General features: G+C 69.1%; 15 protein-coding genes. 7 read left to right on the top strand and 8 right to left on the bottom strand.

Translation table 11 applies throughout. The annotated features are described in order from the left end of the window. Nucleotides 1-2,184 carry a S9 family peptidase gene (locus KY500_RS10280; RefSeq protein ID WP_219900481.1) on the bottom strand — a complete coding sequence of 728 codons (2,184 nt, stop codon included), beginning with the start codon at nucleotides 2,182-2,184 and terminating at the stop codon, nucleotides 1-3. 285 nt (nucleotides 2,185-2,469) lie between these two features. On the opposite strand from KY500_RS10280, the gene KY500_RS10275 reads away from it, so the two are divergent. The 4 genes from KY500_RS10275 (at nucleotide 2,470) to KY500_RS10260 (ending at nucleotide 6,736) form a co-directional block, all read left to right on the top strand. Beyond that, nucleotides 2,470-3,546 (top strand): hypothetical protein, encoded by a 1,077-nt coding sequence (locus tag KY500_RS10275; RefSeq protein WP_219900480.1) that lies wholly within the window; start codon nucleotides 2,470-2,472, stop codon nucleotides 3,544-3,546. 222 nt (nucleotides 3,547-3,768) lie between these two features. Further along, entirely contained in the window at nucleotides 3,769-4,470 is a 702-nt protein-coding gene (locus KY500_RS10270; protein ID WP_219900479.1) for a hypothetical protein, read from the top strand. Continuing rightward, a complete protein-coding gene (locus KY500_RS10265; protein ID WP_219900478.1) occupies nucleotides 4,424-5,596 on the top strand; it encodes an HNH endonuclease signature motif containing protein in 1,173 nt (390 codons plus the stop codon). Before KY500_RS10270 ends, KY500_RS10265 begins: the two co-directional genes overlap by 47 nt. Before the next feature lie 306 nt (nucleotides 5,597-5,902). Continuing rightward, nucleotides 5,903-6,736 carry an HAD-IA family hydrolase gene (locus tag KY500_RS10260; RefSeq protein WP_219900477.1) on the top strand — a complete coding sequence of 278 codons (834 nt, stop codon included), beginning with the start codon at nucleotides 5,903-5,905 and terminating at the stop codon, nucleotides 6,734-6,736. Nucleotide 6,737: 1 nt separating this feature from the next. Here the strand turns inward: KY500_RS10260 and KY500_RS10255 are convergent, their stop codons facing one another. Further along, the gene (locus KY500_RS10255; protein ID WP_219900476.1) at nucleotides 6,738-7,319 is read right to left on the bottom strand and encodes a DUF2510 domain-containing protein; all 582 of its coding nucleotides are present in this window, start codon (nucleotides 7,317-7,319) and stop codon (nucleotides 6,738-6,740) included. A gap of 72 nt (nucleotides 7,320-7,391) precedes the next feature. Between KY500_RS10255 and KY500_RS10250 the strand changes: the two genes are divergently transcribed. Further along, nucleotides 7,392-9,140: a CYTH and CHAD domain-containing protein gene (locus tag KY500_RS10250; protein ID WP_219900475.1), complete on the top strand. Its 1,749-nt coding sequence runs from the start codon at nucleotides 7,392-7,394 to the stop codon at nucleotides 9,138-9,140. Here KY500_RS10250 and KY500_RS10245 read toward each other — a convergent pair. Beyond that, nucleotides 9,120-9,578 carry a MarR family winged helix-turn-helix transcriptional regulator gene (locus KY500_RS10245; protein WP_255579160.1) on the bottom strand — a complete coding sequence of 153 codons (459 nt, stop codon included), beginning with the start codon at nucleotides 9,576-9,578 and terminating at the stop codon, nucleotides 9,120-9,122. The genes KY500_RS10250 and KY500_RS10245 overlap by 21 nt on opposite strands. 91 nt (nucleotides 9,579-9,669) lie before the next feature. Between KY500_RS10245 and KY500_RS10240 the strand changes: the two genes are divergently transcribed. Continuing rightward, nucleotides 9,670-10,479, top strand: a complete 810-nt coding sequence (locus KY500_RS10240) for a tryptophan-rich sensory protein (protein ID WP_219900474.1) — start codon at nucleotides 9,670-9,672, stop codon at nucleotides 10,477-10,479. Next, nucleotides 10,476-12,080, top strand: coding sequence for a DHA2 family efflux MFS transporter permease subunit (locus tag KY500_RS10235; RefSeq protein WP_219900473.1), 1,605 nt, complete (start codon nucleotides 10,476-10,478; stop codon nucleotides 12,078-12,080). The genes KY500_RS10240 and KY500_RS10235 overlap by 4 nt, the downstream gene beginning before the upstream one ends. 1 nt (nucleotide 12,081) lies before the next feature. On the opposite strand, the gene KY500_RS19290 is transcribed toward KY500_RS10235, so the two are convergent. The 5 genes from KY500_RS19290 to ptsP form a co-directional block, all read right to left on the bottom strand. Further along, on the bottom strand, nucleotides 12,082-12,453 hold the full coding sequence (locus KY500_RS19290; RefSeq protein ID WP_255579159.1) for an FHA domain-containing protein: 372 nt from the start codon (nucleotides 12,451-12,453) through the stop codon (nucleotides 12,082-12,084). 8 nt (nucleotides 12,454-12,461) lie between these two features. Further along, a complete protein-coding gene (locus KY500_RS19285; protein ID WP_255579158.1) occupies nucleotides 12,462-12,950 on the bottom strand; it encodes a hypothetical protein in 489 nt (162 codons plus the stop codon). A 4-nt stretch (nucleotides 12,951-12,954) separates the two neighbouring features. After that, nucleotides 12,955-13,245: a hypothetical protein gene (locus KY500_RS10225; RefSeq protein WP_370626794.1), complete on the bottom strand. Its 291-nt coding sequence runs from the start codon at nucleotides 13,243-13,245 to the stop codon at nucleotides 12,955-12,957. 179 nt (nucleotides 13,246-13,424) lie between these two features. Then, nucleotides 13,425-13,703 carry an HPr family phosphocarrier protein gene (locus tag KY500_RS10220; RefSeq protein WP_219900472.1) on the bottom strand — a complete coding sequence of 93 codons (279 nt, stop codon included), beginning with the start codon at nucleotides 13,701-13,703 and terminating at the stop codon, nucleotides 13,425-13,427. Nucleotides 13,704-13,748: 45 nt separating this feature from the next. Next, nucleotides 13,749-15,437 (bottom strand): phosphoenolpyruvate--protein phosphotransferase, encoded by a 1,689-nt coding sequence (gene ptsP / locus KY500_RS10215; RefSeq protein ID WP_219900471.1) that lies wholly within the window; start codon nucleotides 15,435-15,437, stop codon nucleotides 13,749-13,751. Nucleotides 15,438-15,457: the final 20 nt, after the last annotated feature.

Raw genomic sequence — 15,457 nt, 5'->3', positions numbered from 1 at the left:
TTACGCCTTGGTGCTGCCGTCCGCGCCGAGGGCGGCCAACTCGCCTTCTCCAGACGGATGCGCGCCCGCCGCGTCGACGATCCACGCGTAGTCGAACGCCCGCTCGCGCCAGCCGGCGTAGCGGCCGGACACGCCGCCATGGCCGGCCGACATTTCGGTCTTGAGCAGGGCATCCGCACCCACTTCACGCAGCCGGGCCACCCACTTGGCTGGTTCGACATAGAGCACTCGGGTGTCATTGAGGCTGGTGACGGCGAGGATGCGCGGGTAGTGCGTCTGGTGCACGTTCTCGAGCGGGGAGTACGACTTCATATAGGAGTACACCTCGGCGTCGTGCAGCGGGTCGCCCCACTCGTCCCACTCGATCACGGTGAGCGGCAGGCTCGGGTCGAGGATGGAGGTGAGCGGGTCCACGAACGGCACGCCGGCCAGGATGCCGGAGAACAGGGCAGGGGCCAGGTTGGCCACGGCGCCCATCAGCAGGCCGCCGGCGCTGCGTCCCTCGGCGACGAGCCGGTCGGGGGAGGTGTAGCCGCAGTCGATGAGGTGCTCGGCGCAGGCGATGAAGTCGGTGAACGAGTTGCGCTTATGGTGGGTCTTGCCGCTCTCGTACCACTTTCGGCCGAGCTCGCCGCCGCCGCGCACGTGGGCGACGGCGAAGACCATGCCCCGGTCGAGCAGGCTGAGCCTGGCGATGCTGAAGGACGGATCGATGCTGATCTCGTAGGAGCCGTAGCCGTAGAGCAGGGTGGGCGCCGGGGTGCCGGGGGCGACGAGGTCGGTGCGGTAGACGATCGAGATGGGCACGCGGGTGCCGTCGGCGGCGACGGCCCATTCGCGCCGCTGCTCGAACAGGCTGGGGTCGTAGTGACCGAGCACCGGCTGCTGCTTGAGCAGGCGCAGCTCGCCCGTGGCGACGACGTAGTCGTACACGGTGGACGGGGTCACGAAGCTCGTGTAGCCGAGCCGGATGGTCGGCTGGTTCCACTCCGGGTTGCTGCCGATACCCACCGAGTAGAGTGCCTCGTCAAAGCTCAGCTCGGTGAGCCCGCCGCCACGCTTGGTGGCGTAGGCGACCTGGGTGAGGCCGTCCTTGCGGTACTCCACGACCACGAAGTCCCTGAACGCGTCGACGCTCTCGAGGCGGATGCGGTCGTTGTGCGGCAGCACCACTCGCTTGTCGCCCTGCGGGTCGCCCGCGGCCACGCTGACGAGCTCGAAGTTCACGGCGTTGTCGTTGTGCACGATCAGCAGGCGGTCCTCGCCGTCGATGACGGCGTGCTCCACGTCGTATTCGACGTTGTCGCGGCGCGGCCACACCACGGTGAACTCGCCGGTGGGGTCGGCGGCCTCGAGCAGGTAGGTCTCGCTGGTGACGCTGGAGCCGGCCTCGATCATGAGGTAGCGGTTGCTGCGTGAGCGGCCCACGCCGACCCAGAAGCGCTCGTCGGGCTCGGTGAAGACCTTCACATCGGTGTCGGCAGGGGTGCCGACCTCGTGACGCCACACGGTGTCGGGGCGCCACGCGTCATCGACCGTCGTGTAGAAGACGTAGCGGCCGGTGGGGTCGAAGAGCGCGCCGGCGCTGGTGTTGGGGATCTCGTCGGTGAGGTTCTCGCCGGTGGCGATGATGCGGATCCGCACTGTGTAACGCTCGTCGCCCTCGGCGTCGACGGCGTAGAGCAGCGCGGTGCCGTCGTCGCTCACGTCGAAGGCTCCCAGCGAGTAGAAGTCGAGCTCGGCGGCTTCGGCGTTGTCGTCGAGGAGCACCTGCTCACCGGGCAGGCCGGCGGCCCGGGCGGTCTGCTCCGACGCGGCATCCGCGGTGCCGGCGACCGGCTCGATCACCGGGGGAGTCCAGTCGTCCGGGCCGCTGATGGGCGCGCGGCAGTGGATGCCGTACTCCATGCCCTCGACCGAGCGGGTGTAGTGCCACCACTGCCCGCGGCGCACGGGCACGCTGAGGTCGGTCTCCTGGGTGCGGTCCTTGATCTCCTCGAAGATCTGCTCCTGCAGCAGCTCCAAGTGGGCGGTGCGGGCATCCGTGTAGGCGTTCTCGGCCTCGAGGTGGGCGATCACCTCGGGGGCCTCCTTGTCGCGCAGCCACTCGTAGTTGTCGACGTACACATCATTGTGGTGGATGCGCCGCGTGGGCTTCTGGGCGGCGAGGGGAGGAAGGTTCATTCCTTCAGCGTAGCCATCCGGTGTGGGCATGTCCCGTGTGCCGGGGCAGGTTGTGTGCGTGGGCATGCGGGCCCTGTTCGGGGGTTCCGGTCGTCGACCTGCGTCGGGGAGCGAGCCGTAGGGTGAAGTTGACGCAACACCGGCAAGGGGGCAACGGGATGAATGCAGTGACGGGATACGTGCGGTGACCGGGGTTCGTGCGGTGGCCGAAGTGCGTGCAGTATCGGGATGCGGACAGTGAGGCAGGGGCGCCGGTTGCGGGCCCGAGCGACGGGGGTCGCGGCGATGCTGATTCTGCTGGCCGGCTGCGCGGCAGTCCCGGTGGTTGACCCCAGCGGGGCGGCGACCGCGGGCTCCGGGGCGACCGCGATTGCGGGGGTGGGCGATGAGATCGTCCTCCTCAATTGCGGCATCTACGTGCCTCTCGACGCCGCGGCGGGTGTTCTGGGTCTTCCGGCGGCAGCGGTCGTGGATCAGCAGGATCCGCCCGTGACTGTCACTGCCTATCCCGGGGCTGTGGCCGAGGCCATGGCAGCGCCGGCCCTGCGCATGGCGGGGGAGCAGCACTGCCGCTACGTCGGGTCGGCCCTGGAAGAGCGTGGTCCAGAGGTGCGCGTGTCCGTGTTGCCGAACGGTGCATCCGAGTTCGGTCTGGTCGAACCTGACGTGAACGACGGGTTGCGGAACATGCTGCCCGCCGCTCTCGGCGACGAGGGCTACTCCGCCTGCCGGGATGGCGAATGGCAGGGTTGCCGTGCTGAGGTGCTCATCGGCTCCTCGTGGATCTCCATCTCCGTCGCATCTCCCGATCTGGATCCGGACGCCTTCCTTGCTTACGCCGGCGGGGTCGTGGACTCGCTCGGCACGCTGAAATTCGAGCAGAAAGCGCCGTCGTCCCGCCCGGAGTGCGGAGCGCTTCTCAGCCCGCACGACCTGAACGAGACCGGAGCCCTCGTTGATGCGACCGGCGGCGACCTGCTGGTGCTCGACGACCGGAAATCACAGCACGTCGCCGCATGGGTACACGGCGGGCTCGTCAGTTGCGCGTGGTCGGGAGAGTCTGTTGCGAGTGGGGTTGCGCTCACAATCCTTCCCGGTGCGGGCGGACTCTGGGCGGCCACTCCGCCCGCCGCAATCCCCTCCACCGTTCCGATGCAGTCAGTGGATCTCTCCGGGCAGTCAGCTGCCCAATGGCCGTCAGCCGGGGTCGAGGCGTTGGCCGGATGCGGCGATGACCAGTGCCAGGTCACCCTGATGGCGGACGGCACCTGGCTCACCGTGACGGCACCGGTCGCGGCCGGCCTGTCCGGAGTCTCGGCGCTCGCCGCGGCGGCCTACCAGCGCTACGCGGAGGCCACCTAGCCCGTCCCGCGCGCAGTCCCACCCATCCCCGGGCGCCGGCCGACCCCGTGGAGATCCCGCGACCTGCTGTCCACCGTGCCCGGTCGTTGATCGAGCCTGTCGAGATCCCCGTAGACATCCCTATGAACCTGCAATGACTCCGGCGCAAATATTCTCGAGATTCCCCTGTGCATAACTTGACATTTCCTCACAATATTCTTTGATTCGTGGGAGAATGGGGGTATGGACGAAGAGCTCGTAAACGGCTCCACCGCACCGCTGGGAGACACTCCCACCGGTGGCAATCCGCAGGACTGGAACACCGCCCTGGCCGGTCCAGCACCGGTCCCTGTCGCCTTCGACGTCACCGCTGACTCGAGCGTAAACGCAGCCACCGACACGCCAGATGCCTCGTCCTCAGCAGGCGACCCAGCCGCCGAAAGAGCAGCCAGGCGCGCCGCCGCCGAGTCGCCAGGCGCGGACGGCGTCGACAGTGATCAGTCAGAACCCGCGCCGCGTCGCCCGCCTCGCCGGGGTGCCCCGCAGCCCGTGTGGCGGGACCCGGCACACCTGCCCGCGGTGCAGCGCGCCCAGACCGGTGTGTTCGGGGAGAAGCTGCAGGTCCTGGCCGAGGCCGCCGCGGCGGTGCAGGAGGTGATGGGCTCGATCGATGTCGACGGGCTCAACGACGCGGAACTGGTCGCGTTGACCCAGATGACCGAGAAGGTCGGCCGGCCCACCGATCTGGCCCGGGTGAGAACCGCGACCGTGGTGGACTACCGGGCCCGGACAGGCTTGGGCCGGGACTCGTTGGCCTGGCGGTTGGGCGTCGCACCACACGGACCTGTTGACCCGGTTGACCGGGGCGTCGGGGCAAGAAATGAAACGGCGGATACGGTTGGGCGACAAGATCGCCCCACGCATGATGGGCGGCACCGTCCTTGACCCCGTGTTCCCGACCGTCGCCGCTGCCCTGGCCGCCGGGGAACTCGGTCTGGACGCGGCCGAGGAGATCGTGAAGGGCCTGGCCGACTACAAGGTCCATGGTCGCTTCGACGCGAACCCCGCCGACGTCGACGCGGCCGAGGCGGGCTTGGTCGAATCGGCCACCGGCTCCGTCTACGGCCGCAGCACCGACGAGAGCCCGATCACCCGGTTGGGGGACTCGGACGGGTTCAGCTACCCCGCTGACGCGCTTCGCGAGATGGCCCTGCAGTGGCAAGCAGCATTGAACCCCGACGGCCTCGCCCCCAACGAAGACCTCCTCGAAGCGAAGTCCACGTTCTCCTTCGGCGGGCTCCGCAACGGCCTCTACCCCCTCCGCGGCGGAGTCACCCCGGATCTCAAAGGCATCATCCAAACCCTCTTCAACACCTACCAGTCCGCCCGCACCGCACCCCGGTTCCCCACCGCCGACGAACAGGAGAGTATCGAAGCCGGCGAACTCGTGCCCGGAGAGATCCTCGACGACCGCAGCGGCGGCGAGAAACGAGCCGACATCCTCCGCGGCATCCTCACCCAGATCGCCCAAGACCCCCGCACCCCCACGATGGGCGGAATGCCACCGACGGTGATGGTGCACGTCAGCGCCGCAGACCTCCTCGCCGGCATCGGCGTCGGCTGGATCGACGGCATCGACGGGCCGATCTCGATGAAAACGATCAACCAGATGATCGATAACGGTGGTATCCGGCCCGTGTTCTTCGGCGGCAACGGCGCTGTCCTCGCCCTAGGCAACAAAGCCCGCTGCTTCAGCCCCCTACAACGCCGCGCCATCACCGCCAGAGACGGCGGCTGCATCGTCCCCAGCTGCACCAGTCCGGCCCAATGGACCGAACTCCACCACGTCATCCCCTGGGAACACGGCGGCCGCACCGACATCGACAACGGGGTGCTGCTGTGTTGGTACCACCACCACACCATCAACACCGCCGGGTGGAAAATCCGCATGGTCAACGGGATGCCGCAAGTGAAGGCACCGCACTGGTTCGACCCGACCGGCACATGGCGACGGCCCAACCAACACCGAGCCCACGACCCCCACACCCGAAAACCCCCGAACACGGAATGACCCACCGGGGTCTCGACACGCTCGACCACCGGGGTCTCGACAGGCTCGACCACCGGGGTCTTGACAGGCTCGACCACCGGGGTTTTGACAGGCTCGACCACCGGGGTTTTGACAGGCTCGACCACCGGGGTCTTGACAGGCTCGACCACCGGGGCTTGACGGGCTCGACCAGCGGTGCCGGCGTGCTCGACCAAGCGGATACCGCGTTAATTACCGGCTCGGGAATGGCTTCGTTAGGGTCGAATGAGGGGCATGTGCGCATCCGCGGGGTGCTGACCACAACCGTGCTCCGGAATCAGGATCACCATGTCGACCCCCGAGAGCGCACCAGCCACGAGCACTGAGACCCCGGGTGAAGCCGACATCGAGTCCGTTCTCCGTTCGGTGCTCAAGGCCGTCCCTCAGGCCGAGCCTGCCTCTGACGCGGACGCAGGCGCAGGCGCAGACCCCGACGCGGATCCCGATGCCATCGCAGACCCCCGCACGGTCCTGGGCCGCGTCTTCCAGGGCGTGCTCTTCGACATGGACGGTACCCTCGTCGATTCGACCAAGGCCGTGAACCGGTCATGGCAGCGCTGGGCCGACGAGATGGGCTTCGGCGCACTCTTCTCCGGCGTGCAGCACGGTCGTCCGGCCCGGGAGATGGTGGCCGACCTCGTGTCCGCCGAAAAGGTCGAGTCCTCCATTCGTCGGGTTACCGAGCTTGAGCTCAGCGACACCGATGACATCACCATCTTGCCGGGTGCCGCGGAACTGATGGCGAGCATCCCTGAGGGCCGGCGCGCCATCGTCACCTCCTGCAGCCGGGACCTCTGCCACGTGCGACTGAACGCCACGGGCTTCGACACACCCGCGACCGTGGTCACCATTGACGACACTGTCAAGGGCAAGCCCGCGCCCGACCCGTTCCTGGAGGCGGCCGACCGGCTCGGCATCGACGCCCGCCAGTGCGTGGTCATCGAAGACGCGCCGGCCGGCCTGGCCGCGGGCCGAGCCGCCGGATGCGCCACCATCGGTGTCGTCGGCACCCACTCGGCCGAGGAACTCGACGCCGACCTCGTCGTGCCGAGCCTAGACCGTCTGCGCATCGAGCTGCACGACCACGGAGTCGTCTTCTCGCTCGCCCCGCTGCGGGGCTAGGTCACCCCAATACGGGGCTGAAGAGCCCCACGGTGCGAATCAGGGTGGCGACGAGTCCGATGACGGCCACACCCAGCCAGACCCAGATGGGCGTGAGCCCGCGGCCGATGCGGCGCTGGACGATGATAGACCGGCCGACGATGTAGACAGGCGGAGACAGGAACGACCAGGCCCAGTGGAACGGGCGCACGTATCCGGCACGCTCCAACGCTCGCCGGTCGGCGAACGCCAATCCTACGGATACGGCGTAGATGGCCACGCTCAGAAGATTCCGCACGAGGCCCGCCAGGTCCACCGGCGGCACGAACGGTTCTGCGGTGGGGTCGAAGTCGGCGGGGAACAACCGGAGCGGCATCGACAGCAACACCGCCGTCGCCAGCAGGGGCAGGAAGACGATCGCCCACAGGCTCGCGGTATAGATCGGGGTTCCTTCCGGCAACGGCTGTTGCACCGGGGGACCCAGCTCGGCCGGACCCATCACTGCCGCCGTCCACTGGGTACCGTCCCACCAGCGCAGGCCAGGCCCGCCTTGCGGATCGGCATACCAGCGCGGCTCACCGATCTCTGGTTCTGTCGCCGTCATCGTGTCCCCCAATACGTGTCTGGCACGGCGACGTTGTTCCGCCGTATGCATCCAAGGTAGTAGACAGTAATCATGACTGGGCGCGAACAGACCGAGATCGAACGCAAGTATGACGTCGCCGATGGCAGCCAGGTGCCTCCACTCCAGGGCATCCGCGGCGTCACGGCCGTCGAGACGCACGACCCGTTCACCCTGACGGCGGTGTACTACGACACCGGCACCAGGGACCTCGCACGCCACCGCATCGTGCTGCGTCGCCGGGAGGGCGGAAGTGACGCCGGGTGGCATCTGAAGACCCCCGCCGACGAAGGACGCACCGAAGTGCACTGGCCCCTCGATATCGGCCAGACCGGCGAGACCGGCGAGTCAGGAGAGCCCGGCGATGCCGGTACAGTGCCCGACGAGGTGCTCGAGCCGGTGCGCGCCATCGTGCGCGACCGCGCGCTCACGCCTCTGGCCCGCATCTCGACCGTGCGCACCACGACGCATCTGCTGGGCTCCGACGCCGAACCTCTCGCCGAGGTCGCCGACGACGAGGTCGCGGCCTCCGACGCCCGCGGAGGCACCTACCGCAAGTGGCGGGAGTGGGAGGTGGAGCTGCTGGCCGGTGCTCCCGACACCCGCAAGGAACGCACCCGCCTGCTCGACGCCGTCGAGGCGACCCTGGCGGCGGCGGGCGCGCATCCGTCGGCCAGCGTGGCCAAGATCGCCCGTGCGGTGGGCGTCGACTCGCTCACCGACCTCGCCGTGAGCCCGGTGCTGCCGGGCCTGCTGCCCTCGCCCGCCCTGCTCGACCCGGAGTCTGCCGCCGTGATCGTCGTGGGAGCCCTGCGCGACCTCACCGCCACCCTGATCGCCAACGACCCCCTGGCGCGAGCGGATGCGCCAGACGCCGTGCACAAGATGCGCACGACGGTGCGCCGGCTGCGCAGCGTGCTCGCGGTCTACGGTCGCCTGTTCGAGAAGACCGCCGTCACCGAGCTGCGCTTCGAACTCAAGCACCTCGGAATCGAACTGGGCCGCGTGCGGGACGTCGAGGTTCGCCGCGCCAGGCTGGCCGCCGAGCTCGCCGCCGCCGCCCCGCACTCCACAGTGGACGCCGATATCCGTCTCGTCGGGGGAGCGCGGCGCGAGCACGCGGAGGCCCTCGACGGCGTGCGCGGCTACCTGCTGAGCACTCGGTATTACCGGACGCTGGACGCCCTGGACGCGTTTGCGGAGTGGCCGCCGTTCGGACCGAAGGCCGGCCGCCCGGCCGCGGCCGAGATCCGGCGCGACCTCGCCGGGGCCGTGCGCACGCTCGCGAAGCGCACCGACGCCGTGGCCGGGGCGGATGCGCCCGAACCTGCCCTGCACGAGGTGCGGAAGGCCGCGCGCCGCCTGCGCTACGCCGCCGAGGCCGTGGCCCAGGCACAGCCGGTGCGCCTCGAGCCCGACATCTCGGCGACGAAGAAAACGGCGAAGAAGGCCGCCAGGAAGAGCGCGAAGGCCTTCGACAAGGCCGCCGCGAGGTTCGACGAACTCCGCGGCCGGTACGACGACATCGCCGGGGTCGCCAAGCCCCTCGTGAAGCGGCTCGGCGACCGGCGCGACAGGCAGCTGCTGCTCGAGGAGGTGGAACGAGCGGGCCAGACCGCCCACGAGGCCGGCGAGAACACCCTGGTCTACGGGCTACTGTTGGCGCGGACCGAGGAGCCCGACGACACCGTCGACGTGGTGCTCGCCGATGTCCGGAAGACGTTGCGCCGGCTGGAGAAGATGGTCAGGTCGCTCTGGCCCCGTCGCCGCGCTGGGGCGGTCTCACCAGCGCCGGGCCGATGACGCGGCGATGATCTGCAACAGCGCGGCCCGCAGCTCGTCGGCGTTCTCGAGCGGGGGAAACACATCGGCCTCGAGCGTGCGGGCCTGCCGCCAGGCCGCGGTGCCGGCATCCGTGCGTGTCACCAGGTGGCGGCGGGCGTCGCGTTCGTCCCGGATACGCGCGATGAGCCCCTCTCGCTCGAGCCTGTCGAGCGTGCGCGACATGGTCTGGGTCTGCACCCGAGCCTCCCGAGCCAGTTCGGTCTGACTGCGAGCTCCCGGGCCCAGCAGGTGCAGCACGATGAGGCCGGCGTGGGTGAGACCGAGCGACGCGAGCGCCTCCACCCAGGCGTGCTCCACGAGTCGGGCCGCGGTGGAGAGCAGCCGGCCGTTGGGCCACTGCGCCATCGCCTCGCCGGCGGATGCGGCGTCCGGGGATTCGAATTCGGGAGTGGTCACCCCTTCACCGTACTGCTACCGTGGTTTAGTCAGCTAGCTGATCAATTGATCTGCGCGCGACCGCACACACGTCGGCATAAAGGAGATCCCCATGACAGCGTCCCGAGACCTGCTTCGCCAAGGCACCGTTCTGCTCAGCGCCATTCTCGCCCTGGTGGGATCGTTCATCGGCTCGGGAGCCGCGGGCGGCACGCCCATCCAGACAGCCTCCGGCGGCGCCTTGGCCGCCGATGCCACGCCCATCGCCCCCGGTGGTCCGGCCTTCGCGATCTGGACGCCGATCTACGCGGGCCTCGTGCTCTACGCTATCTGGCAGTTCCTGCCCCGGCAGAAGACCGATCCGCGGCAGCGCCGGCTCGGCTACGCCATCGCCGCGTCGCTCCTGCTCAACGCGGCCTGGATCCTCAGCGTGCAGTTCGACCTGCTCTGGCTCAGTGTGCCCGTGATCGTGCTGCTACTGGCCGTGCTCGTCTGGATCTTCCTGATCGTCCAGGACACCCGACCGCGCACCCTCGTCGAGACCGTCCTCGTGGACGGCACCCTGGGCCTCTACCTCGGCTGGGTCTGCGTGGCCACGGCAGCGAACATCACCGCGGTGCTGGTGGCGGCCGGATTCACCGGGTTCGGCCTGTCGCCGGATGTCTGGGGAGTCGTGGTGATCGCCGTCGCCGGGCTGGTTGGCGTGCTGCTGGCCGTCATCGGCCGAGGCCGGCTCACCCCCACCCTCGCCCTCTGCTGGGGCCTGGCCTGGGTGGCCTTCGCCCGGCTCACCGGGGACCTGCTCTCCACCCCCACGGCAGTGGCCGCCATCGTCGCCGTGGTCGCCGTCGTGGTCGTGACCGTGGTGGTGCGGGTTCCCGCGCCCCGGCGACTCAACGCATCCGAGCTGGTGCGCGCATGACCGGCGCACGTCGCCGCTGGTTCGGCCTGGTCTTCATCAGCATCGCCGTTGCCCTGATCATCGTCGACTCCACCATCGTCAACGTCGCCATCCCGTCGATCGTCGATGACCTCGGCATCACCTCCACTCAGGTGCAGTGGGTGCAGGAGAGCTACACCCTGGTCTTCGCCGCGCTCCTGCTGGTCTTCGGGTCGTTGGCCGACCGCTACGGGCGTCGGCGTATCCTGCTCACCGGCGTCGTGATCTTCGCGGCCGCCTCGGTGCTCGCCGCCCTCGCCCAGACTGGCGACCTGCTCATCGCCTCCCGGCTCGTGCAGGGCGTCGGCGGCGCCATGGTGCTGCCGACCACGCTGTCGCTGATCAACGCCACCTTCCGGGGGCGCGACCGCGGTATCGCGTTCGCCATCTGGGGCTCCACCATCGGCGGCATGGTCGCGGTCGGCCCGCTCCTCGGCGGCTGGCTCACCACCTACTTCTCCTGGCGCTGGGCGTTCGGCATCAATGTGCCGCTGGGGCTGGTCATCGTCGTCGGCGTGCTCATCTTCGTCTCCGAGTCCAAGGACGCCGGCGAACCCCGCCGCATCGACGTGGTCGGTGCCGTACTGTCCGTGATCACCAGCGCGTCCCTCGTCTTCGGCCTGATCGAGGGCCGCACCTACGGCTGGTGGCTTACCAAGACCGCGCCCACCATCGGCGACTGGACCTGGCCGTTCGAGCTGTCCATCATCCCGATCATGTTCCTGATCACCCTGCTGGCCGGCACCGCCTTCATCTGGTGGGGAATCCGCCGTCAGCGCGTGGGCAAGAGCACCCTGCTGGCCTTCTCGCTCTTCCGGATCGCATCGTTCCGCAACGGCAACATCGCCGCCCTGATCGTGTCGCTGGGTGAGTTCGGCATCATCCTCTCGCTGCCGCTCTGGCTGCAGAACGTGCTCGGCTACGACGCCCTGCAGACCGGCTTCGTGCTGCTGGCCCTGGCCATCGGTTCGTTCGTGGCCAGCGGCTTGGCCGGAGCCTTCGGCAACAAGGTCACCCCATTGACCATCGTGCGGGTGGGCATCCTCGCCGAGATCATCGGCGTCGCGGGCCTGGGCACCGTCATCACGGCGGATGCGACGTGGCTCGTGATCGTTCCGTTCCTGTTCGTCTACGGACTGGGAGTGGGCCTGGCCACCGCGCAGCTCACCGGGGTGGTGCTCGGCGACGTGCCCATCGAGCAGAGCGGCCAGGGGTCCGGCACCTCGAGCACGGCCAGGCAGATCGGTTCGGCCCTCGGCATCGCCGTTCTGGGCACCGTGCTGTTCACCTCTGTGGGTCTGTCGCTCGATGCCAAGCTGGCCGACCTCGACGTGCCTGCGGCCACGAGTACCCAGATCGTCGATGCCGTCGTCGACAGCGCCGGCGCGGCCATCCCGGCCCTGCAGGCCCAGAGCCCCGCCGTGGCCGAGGCCGCCAAGGAAGCCTTCAGCGAGGGCACCCGGTACTCGGCGTACGCGGCTGCCGGATTCCTGGTCATCGGCCTGGTCGCCACGCTGCGGCTCACGGCCCGGCGTCCGGAGGAGACCGAGCAGCCCGCGGTGCCTGCTGCGTCGGGCAGCTAGGTCAGCGCGGCTGCGACCGGCGGTCCGGCTGGGGCTTCTGCACCGAGAGTTCCCCGCCGAGCCGGCCGCCGTAGGGCCGGCCATGGTCGGCATATTCCTCGCGGAAGAAGCCCATGCGCCAGCGCCCCATCTCGATACGGGCGCCGGTACGCAGGACCAGCCCCTGTTCCGGCCGCATCGTGCTCGATCCACCGCCGACGCTGCCGTACGCATACAGAACGTATTCGTCGTTCTCGTCGTGCCGGATCTCAGCGTGCTGAAGGTCGAGCCCGTCCAGGCGCAGGTCGGCGTCGGTGCCACTGCCGATGCGGGTGACGCCGGGCAACAGGTTGAACTCGCGGGGAGGACGGCCGTCCCAGTTCTCTGAACCCACGACGAAGATCAGACGGGGGCGCCCGGCACCCGGAGTGTAATGGGTGGTCGTGACACGGTTCCTGATGCGGCGGGAGACCGTCGGAACCAGGGGAATGGGGTGGTCGGTGGCAGCTGCACGCGTTGCTCGGGAGGAGGAGGTTGACGCCAGTGCCTGAGCAGAGAGCTCACCGCCGCTGCGGTTCCCAGCATCAGATGCGGCGAGCGGGTCACCATCCGCTGGGCGAGCGGAGCCTGCACCGCCCCCATCCGGGCTATCACGCCGTCGGGTCCGGATACCGACAGCACAAGGGACTTTTCGGCCAGGCCCGCCGCCACGGTACGCAAATCGCTCAGCGACGTGAAATGGGTGTGCAGGAAGCGCTCGGGGTTGCTCAGGAACACCTCGATCTCCACGCCGGACGCGGTGACGGTGCCGACGAGCGGCTCGCGGTCCCCTCCAGGCTCGTCCAGCGAGAAGCGCAGATCGATGTCGAGGCGCGTTGTGGTGTCGGCCACGGGGCTAGTCGGTGCGGGAGGAGGATGCGGGTGCGGCCCCGCCGGGAGCCTCGCTCGTGGTCACCCGCAGGGTGCCGTTGAGCTTCCAGGTGGCCCGCGGCGCATCCGGGCCGATGTCCCGTGGAACCTCCACGGTCATGTCGATGAAGCTATAGTCGATCACCGCGCTCTTGCCGGTCAGATAGGACCACATCTCCTTGCCCAGGTCGGTCCAGTCCTGGATGCTGCGGGACGGCGGGCCTGAAAGGTCGGGTTCGGCGCTGGGCGGGGTGGTGTTGGACATCTGGTCGGTCATGGTGTTCCTTACTCTCGTCATTGAGGGATAGTCGTCACCCTAGCTGCGGTGAGGGCCCCATACCTGAAGATCACCTGAGGCTTCTAGAACTCGGCCGGGAAGCCTCGACCGGGAGACACAGAACAGCTCGCCCGTGGATCACGGGCGAGCTGTTCGGTGTTGAGCGGGTGGTGCCGAGCCTATTCGGCGTCGAGGTCCGTCTCGAGGATCTTGACGAGGCCTTCGAGAGCCTCGTCCGCTCCATCGCCCTCGGCGCGCAGCACGACGACCTGGCCGTTTGCGGCGCCCAGGCTCATCAGGCTGAGGATGCTCGAGGCATCCATGGCATCCTCGGCCGGGTCACCCTCGAGTGCGATGGTGACCTCGAGCGGCAGTGCGCCGACGGCCTCGGCGAAGATCGCCGCGGGGCGGGCGTGCAGGCCGACGCGGCTGGCGATGGTGGCGTTACGTTCTGACATGGTTCCTCCTGAAACGGTACGGATTACAACTGTATTGCAGGTCTGCTAGAGGCCGAGTTCGGCCAGGGCGGGCAGTTCGGCGCGCACGAGGTCGCGGGCCGCGGTGGCGGTCGGTGCGGCCAGGGCGATGCCGGCCAGGCGCTGGGCGTCTTCGACGGTGACGGTCTTGAGCACCGCAGCGACGGCAGAGAGTGCCCGTGCGGTCATCGAGAGGGTGCTCACGCCCAGGCCCACCAGGACCACTGCGAGGGCCGGGTCGGCCGCGGCCTCGCCACAGACACCGACGGGCTTGTTGTTGCCCTCGGCGACGGAGCCGGCGACGGTCAGCTGGATCAACCGGAGCACGGCGGGCTGCCACGGTGTGTTCAGCGCCGCGAGCGGGCCGAGCTGCCGGTCGGCGGCCATGGCGTACTGGGTGAGGTCGTTGGTGCCCAGGCTGGCGAACTGCACCTGGCCCAGGATGGTCTCGGCCGTCAACGCGGCGGAGGGAACCTCCACCATCACCCCGGGCGTCTTCAACCCGGCGTCGGTGCACATGCGGGCGAAGTCGCCGGCTTCTTCGGCGGTGGAGATCATCGGAGCCATCACCCAGACATCCGCTTCGGTGCCCTCGGCGGCGGTCGCGATCGCGGCCAGCTGACGCGTGAGCACTCCGGGGGAGGTGAAGTCGGTGCGGTAGCCGCGCACGCCGAGTGCCGGGTTGGGCTCTGACGCGTCGGTGAGGAACGGGAGGGGCTTGTCGGCGCCGGCGTCGAGGGTGCGCACGACGACCTTCTTGCCGGCGAACGCGTCGAAGACACCGCGGTACGCGGTGACCTGCTCGTCCAGGGTGGGTTCTTCGTCGCGGTCCAGAAAGCAGAACTCGGTGCGGAGCAACCCGACACCCTGCGCGCCCGCGGCGGCGGCCTTGACGGCATCCGCGGCGCCGCCCACGTTCGCGAGCAGCGGCACGAGGTGGCCGTCGGCGGTGACGCCTTCGCCGGAGAACACGGCGAGGGTCGCAGCGGTCGTGGCCCACGCCTCGGCGGCGGCGACCTGGTCGGCGTCGGGGTCGACGGAGATGCTGCCGGCCGCGCCGTCCACGTACACACTGGTGCCGTCGCTGATGGTTTCGACACCGGCCGCGGCGACCACGGCGGGCAGGCCCAATGCACGGGCGATGATCGCGGTGTGCGACTGCGGGCCACCACCGGAGGTCACCAGCGCGAGCACCAGAGCCGGGTTCAACGTGGCCGTGTCGGCCGGAGCCAGGTCATCGGCCACGAGGATGAACGGGGTGTCTGACGCCGGGATACCCGGAGCCGGCACGCCGCGGAGCTCCGCGACGATGCGGGAGCGCACGTCGAGCACATCCGTGGACCGCTCGGCCATGTAGCCGCCGAGGTTGTGCAGCATTTCAGCCACGGATGCCGCGGACTCCCAGATCGCACGCTCGGCGGAGGTACCGTTGTTGGTCATCAGCTTCACGGCGCCCTTGATGAGCATCGGGTCAGCCGCCATCAGGGCGGTGGCCTCGAGAACCGACTTACCCGCGCCGGTGGCGCTGACCGAGCGCTCTTTGAGCTCGGCCTGCACCACCTTCGCGGCCGTGCGAAGCGTGACGGCGGCATCCTCTGCCGTCGTCGACGAGGCCAGCTTTTCTCCTGCTGGCGGCTCGCTCACGGCCTTGGGCATCTGCCGGACGGATCCTACGATCCTGCCGGGGCTGACCCCTACTCCTGTGAAACTCTGCACGGAACTTCCTCAATTCGTCG

It is taken from the genome of Cryobacterium sp. PAMC25264 (assembly GCF_019443325.1).
Classification (GTDB): Bacteria; Actinomycetota; Actinomycetes; order Actinomycetales; family Microbacteriaceae; genus Cryobacterium.
The sequence above is the reverse complement of the archived record's forward strand: the minus strand, read 5'-3'. Positions and strand labels throughout refer to the sequence as shown.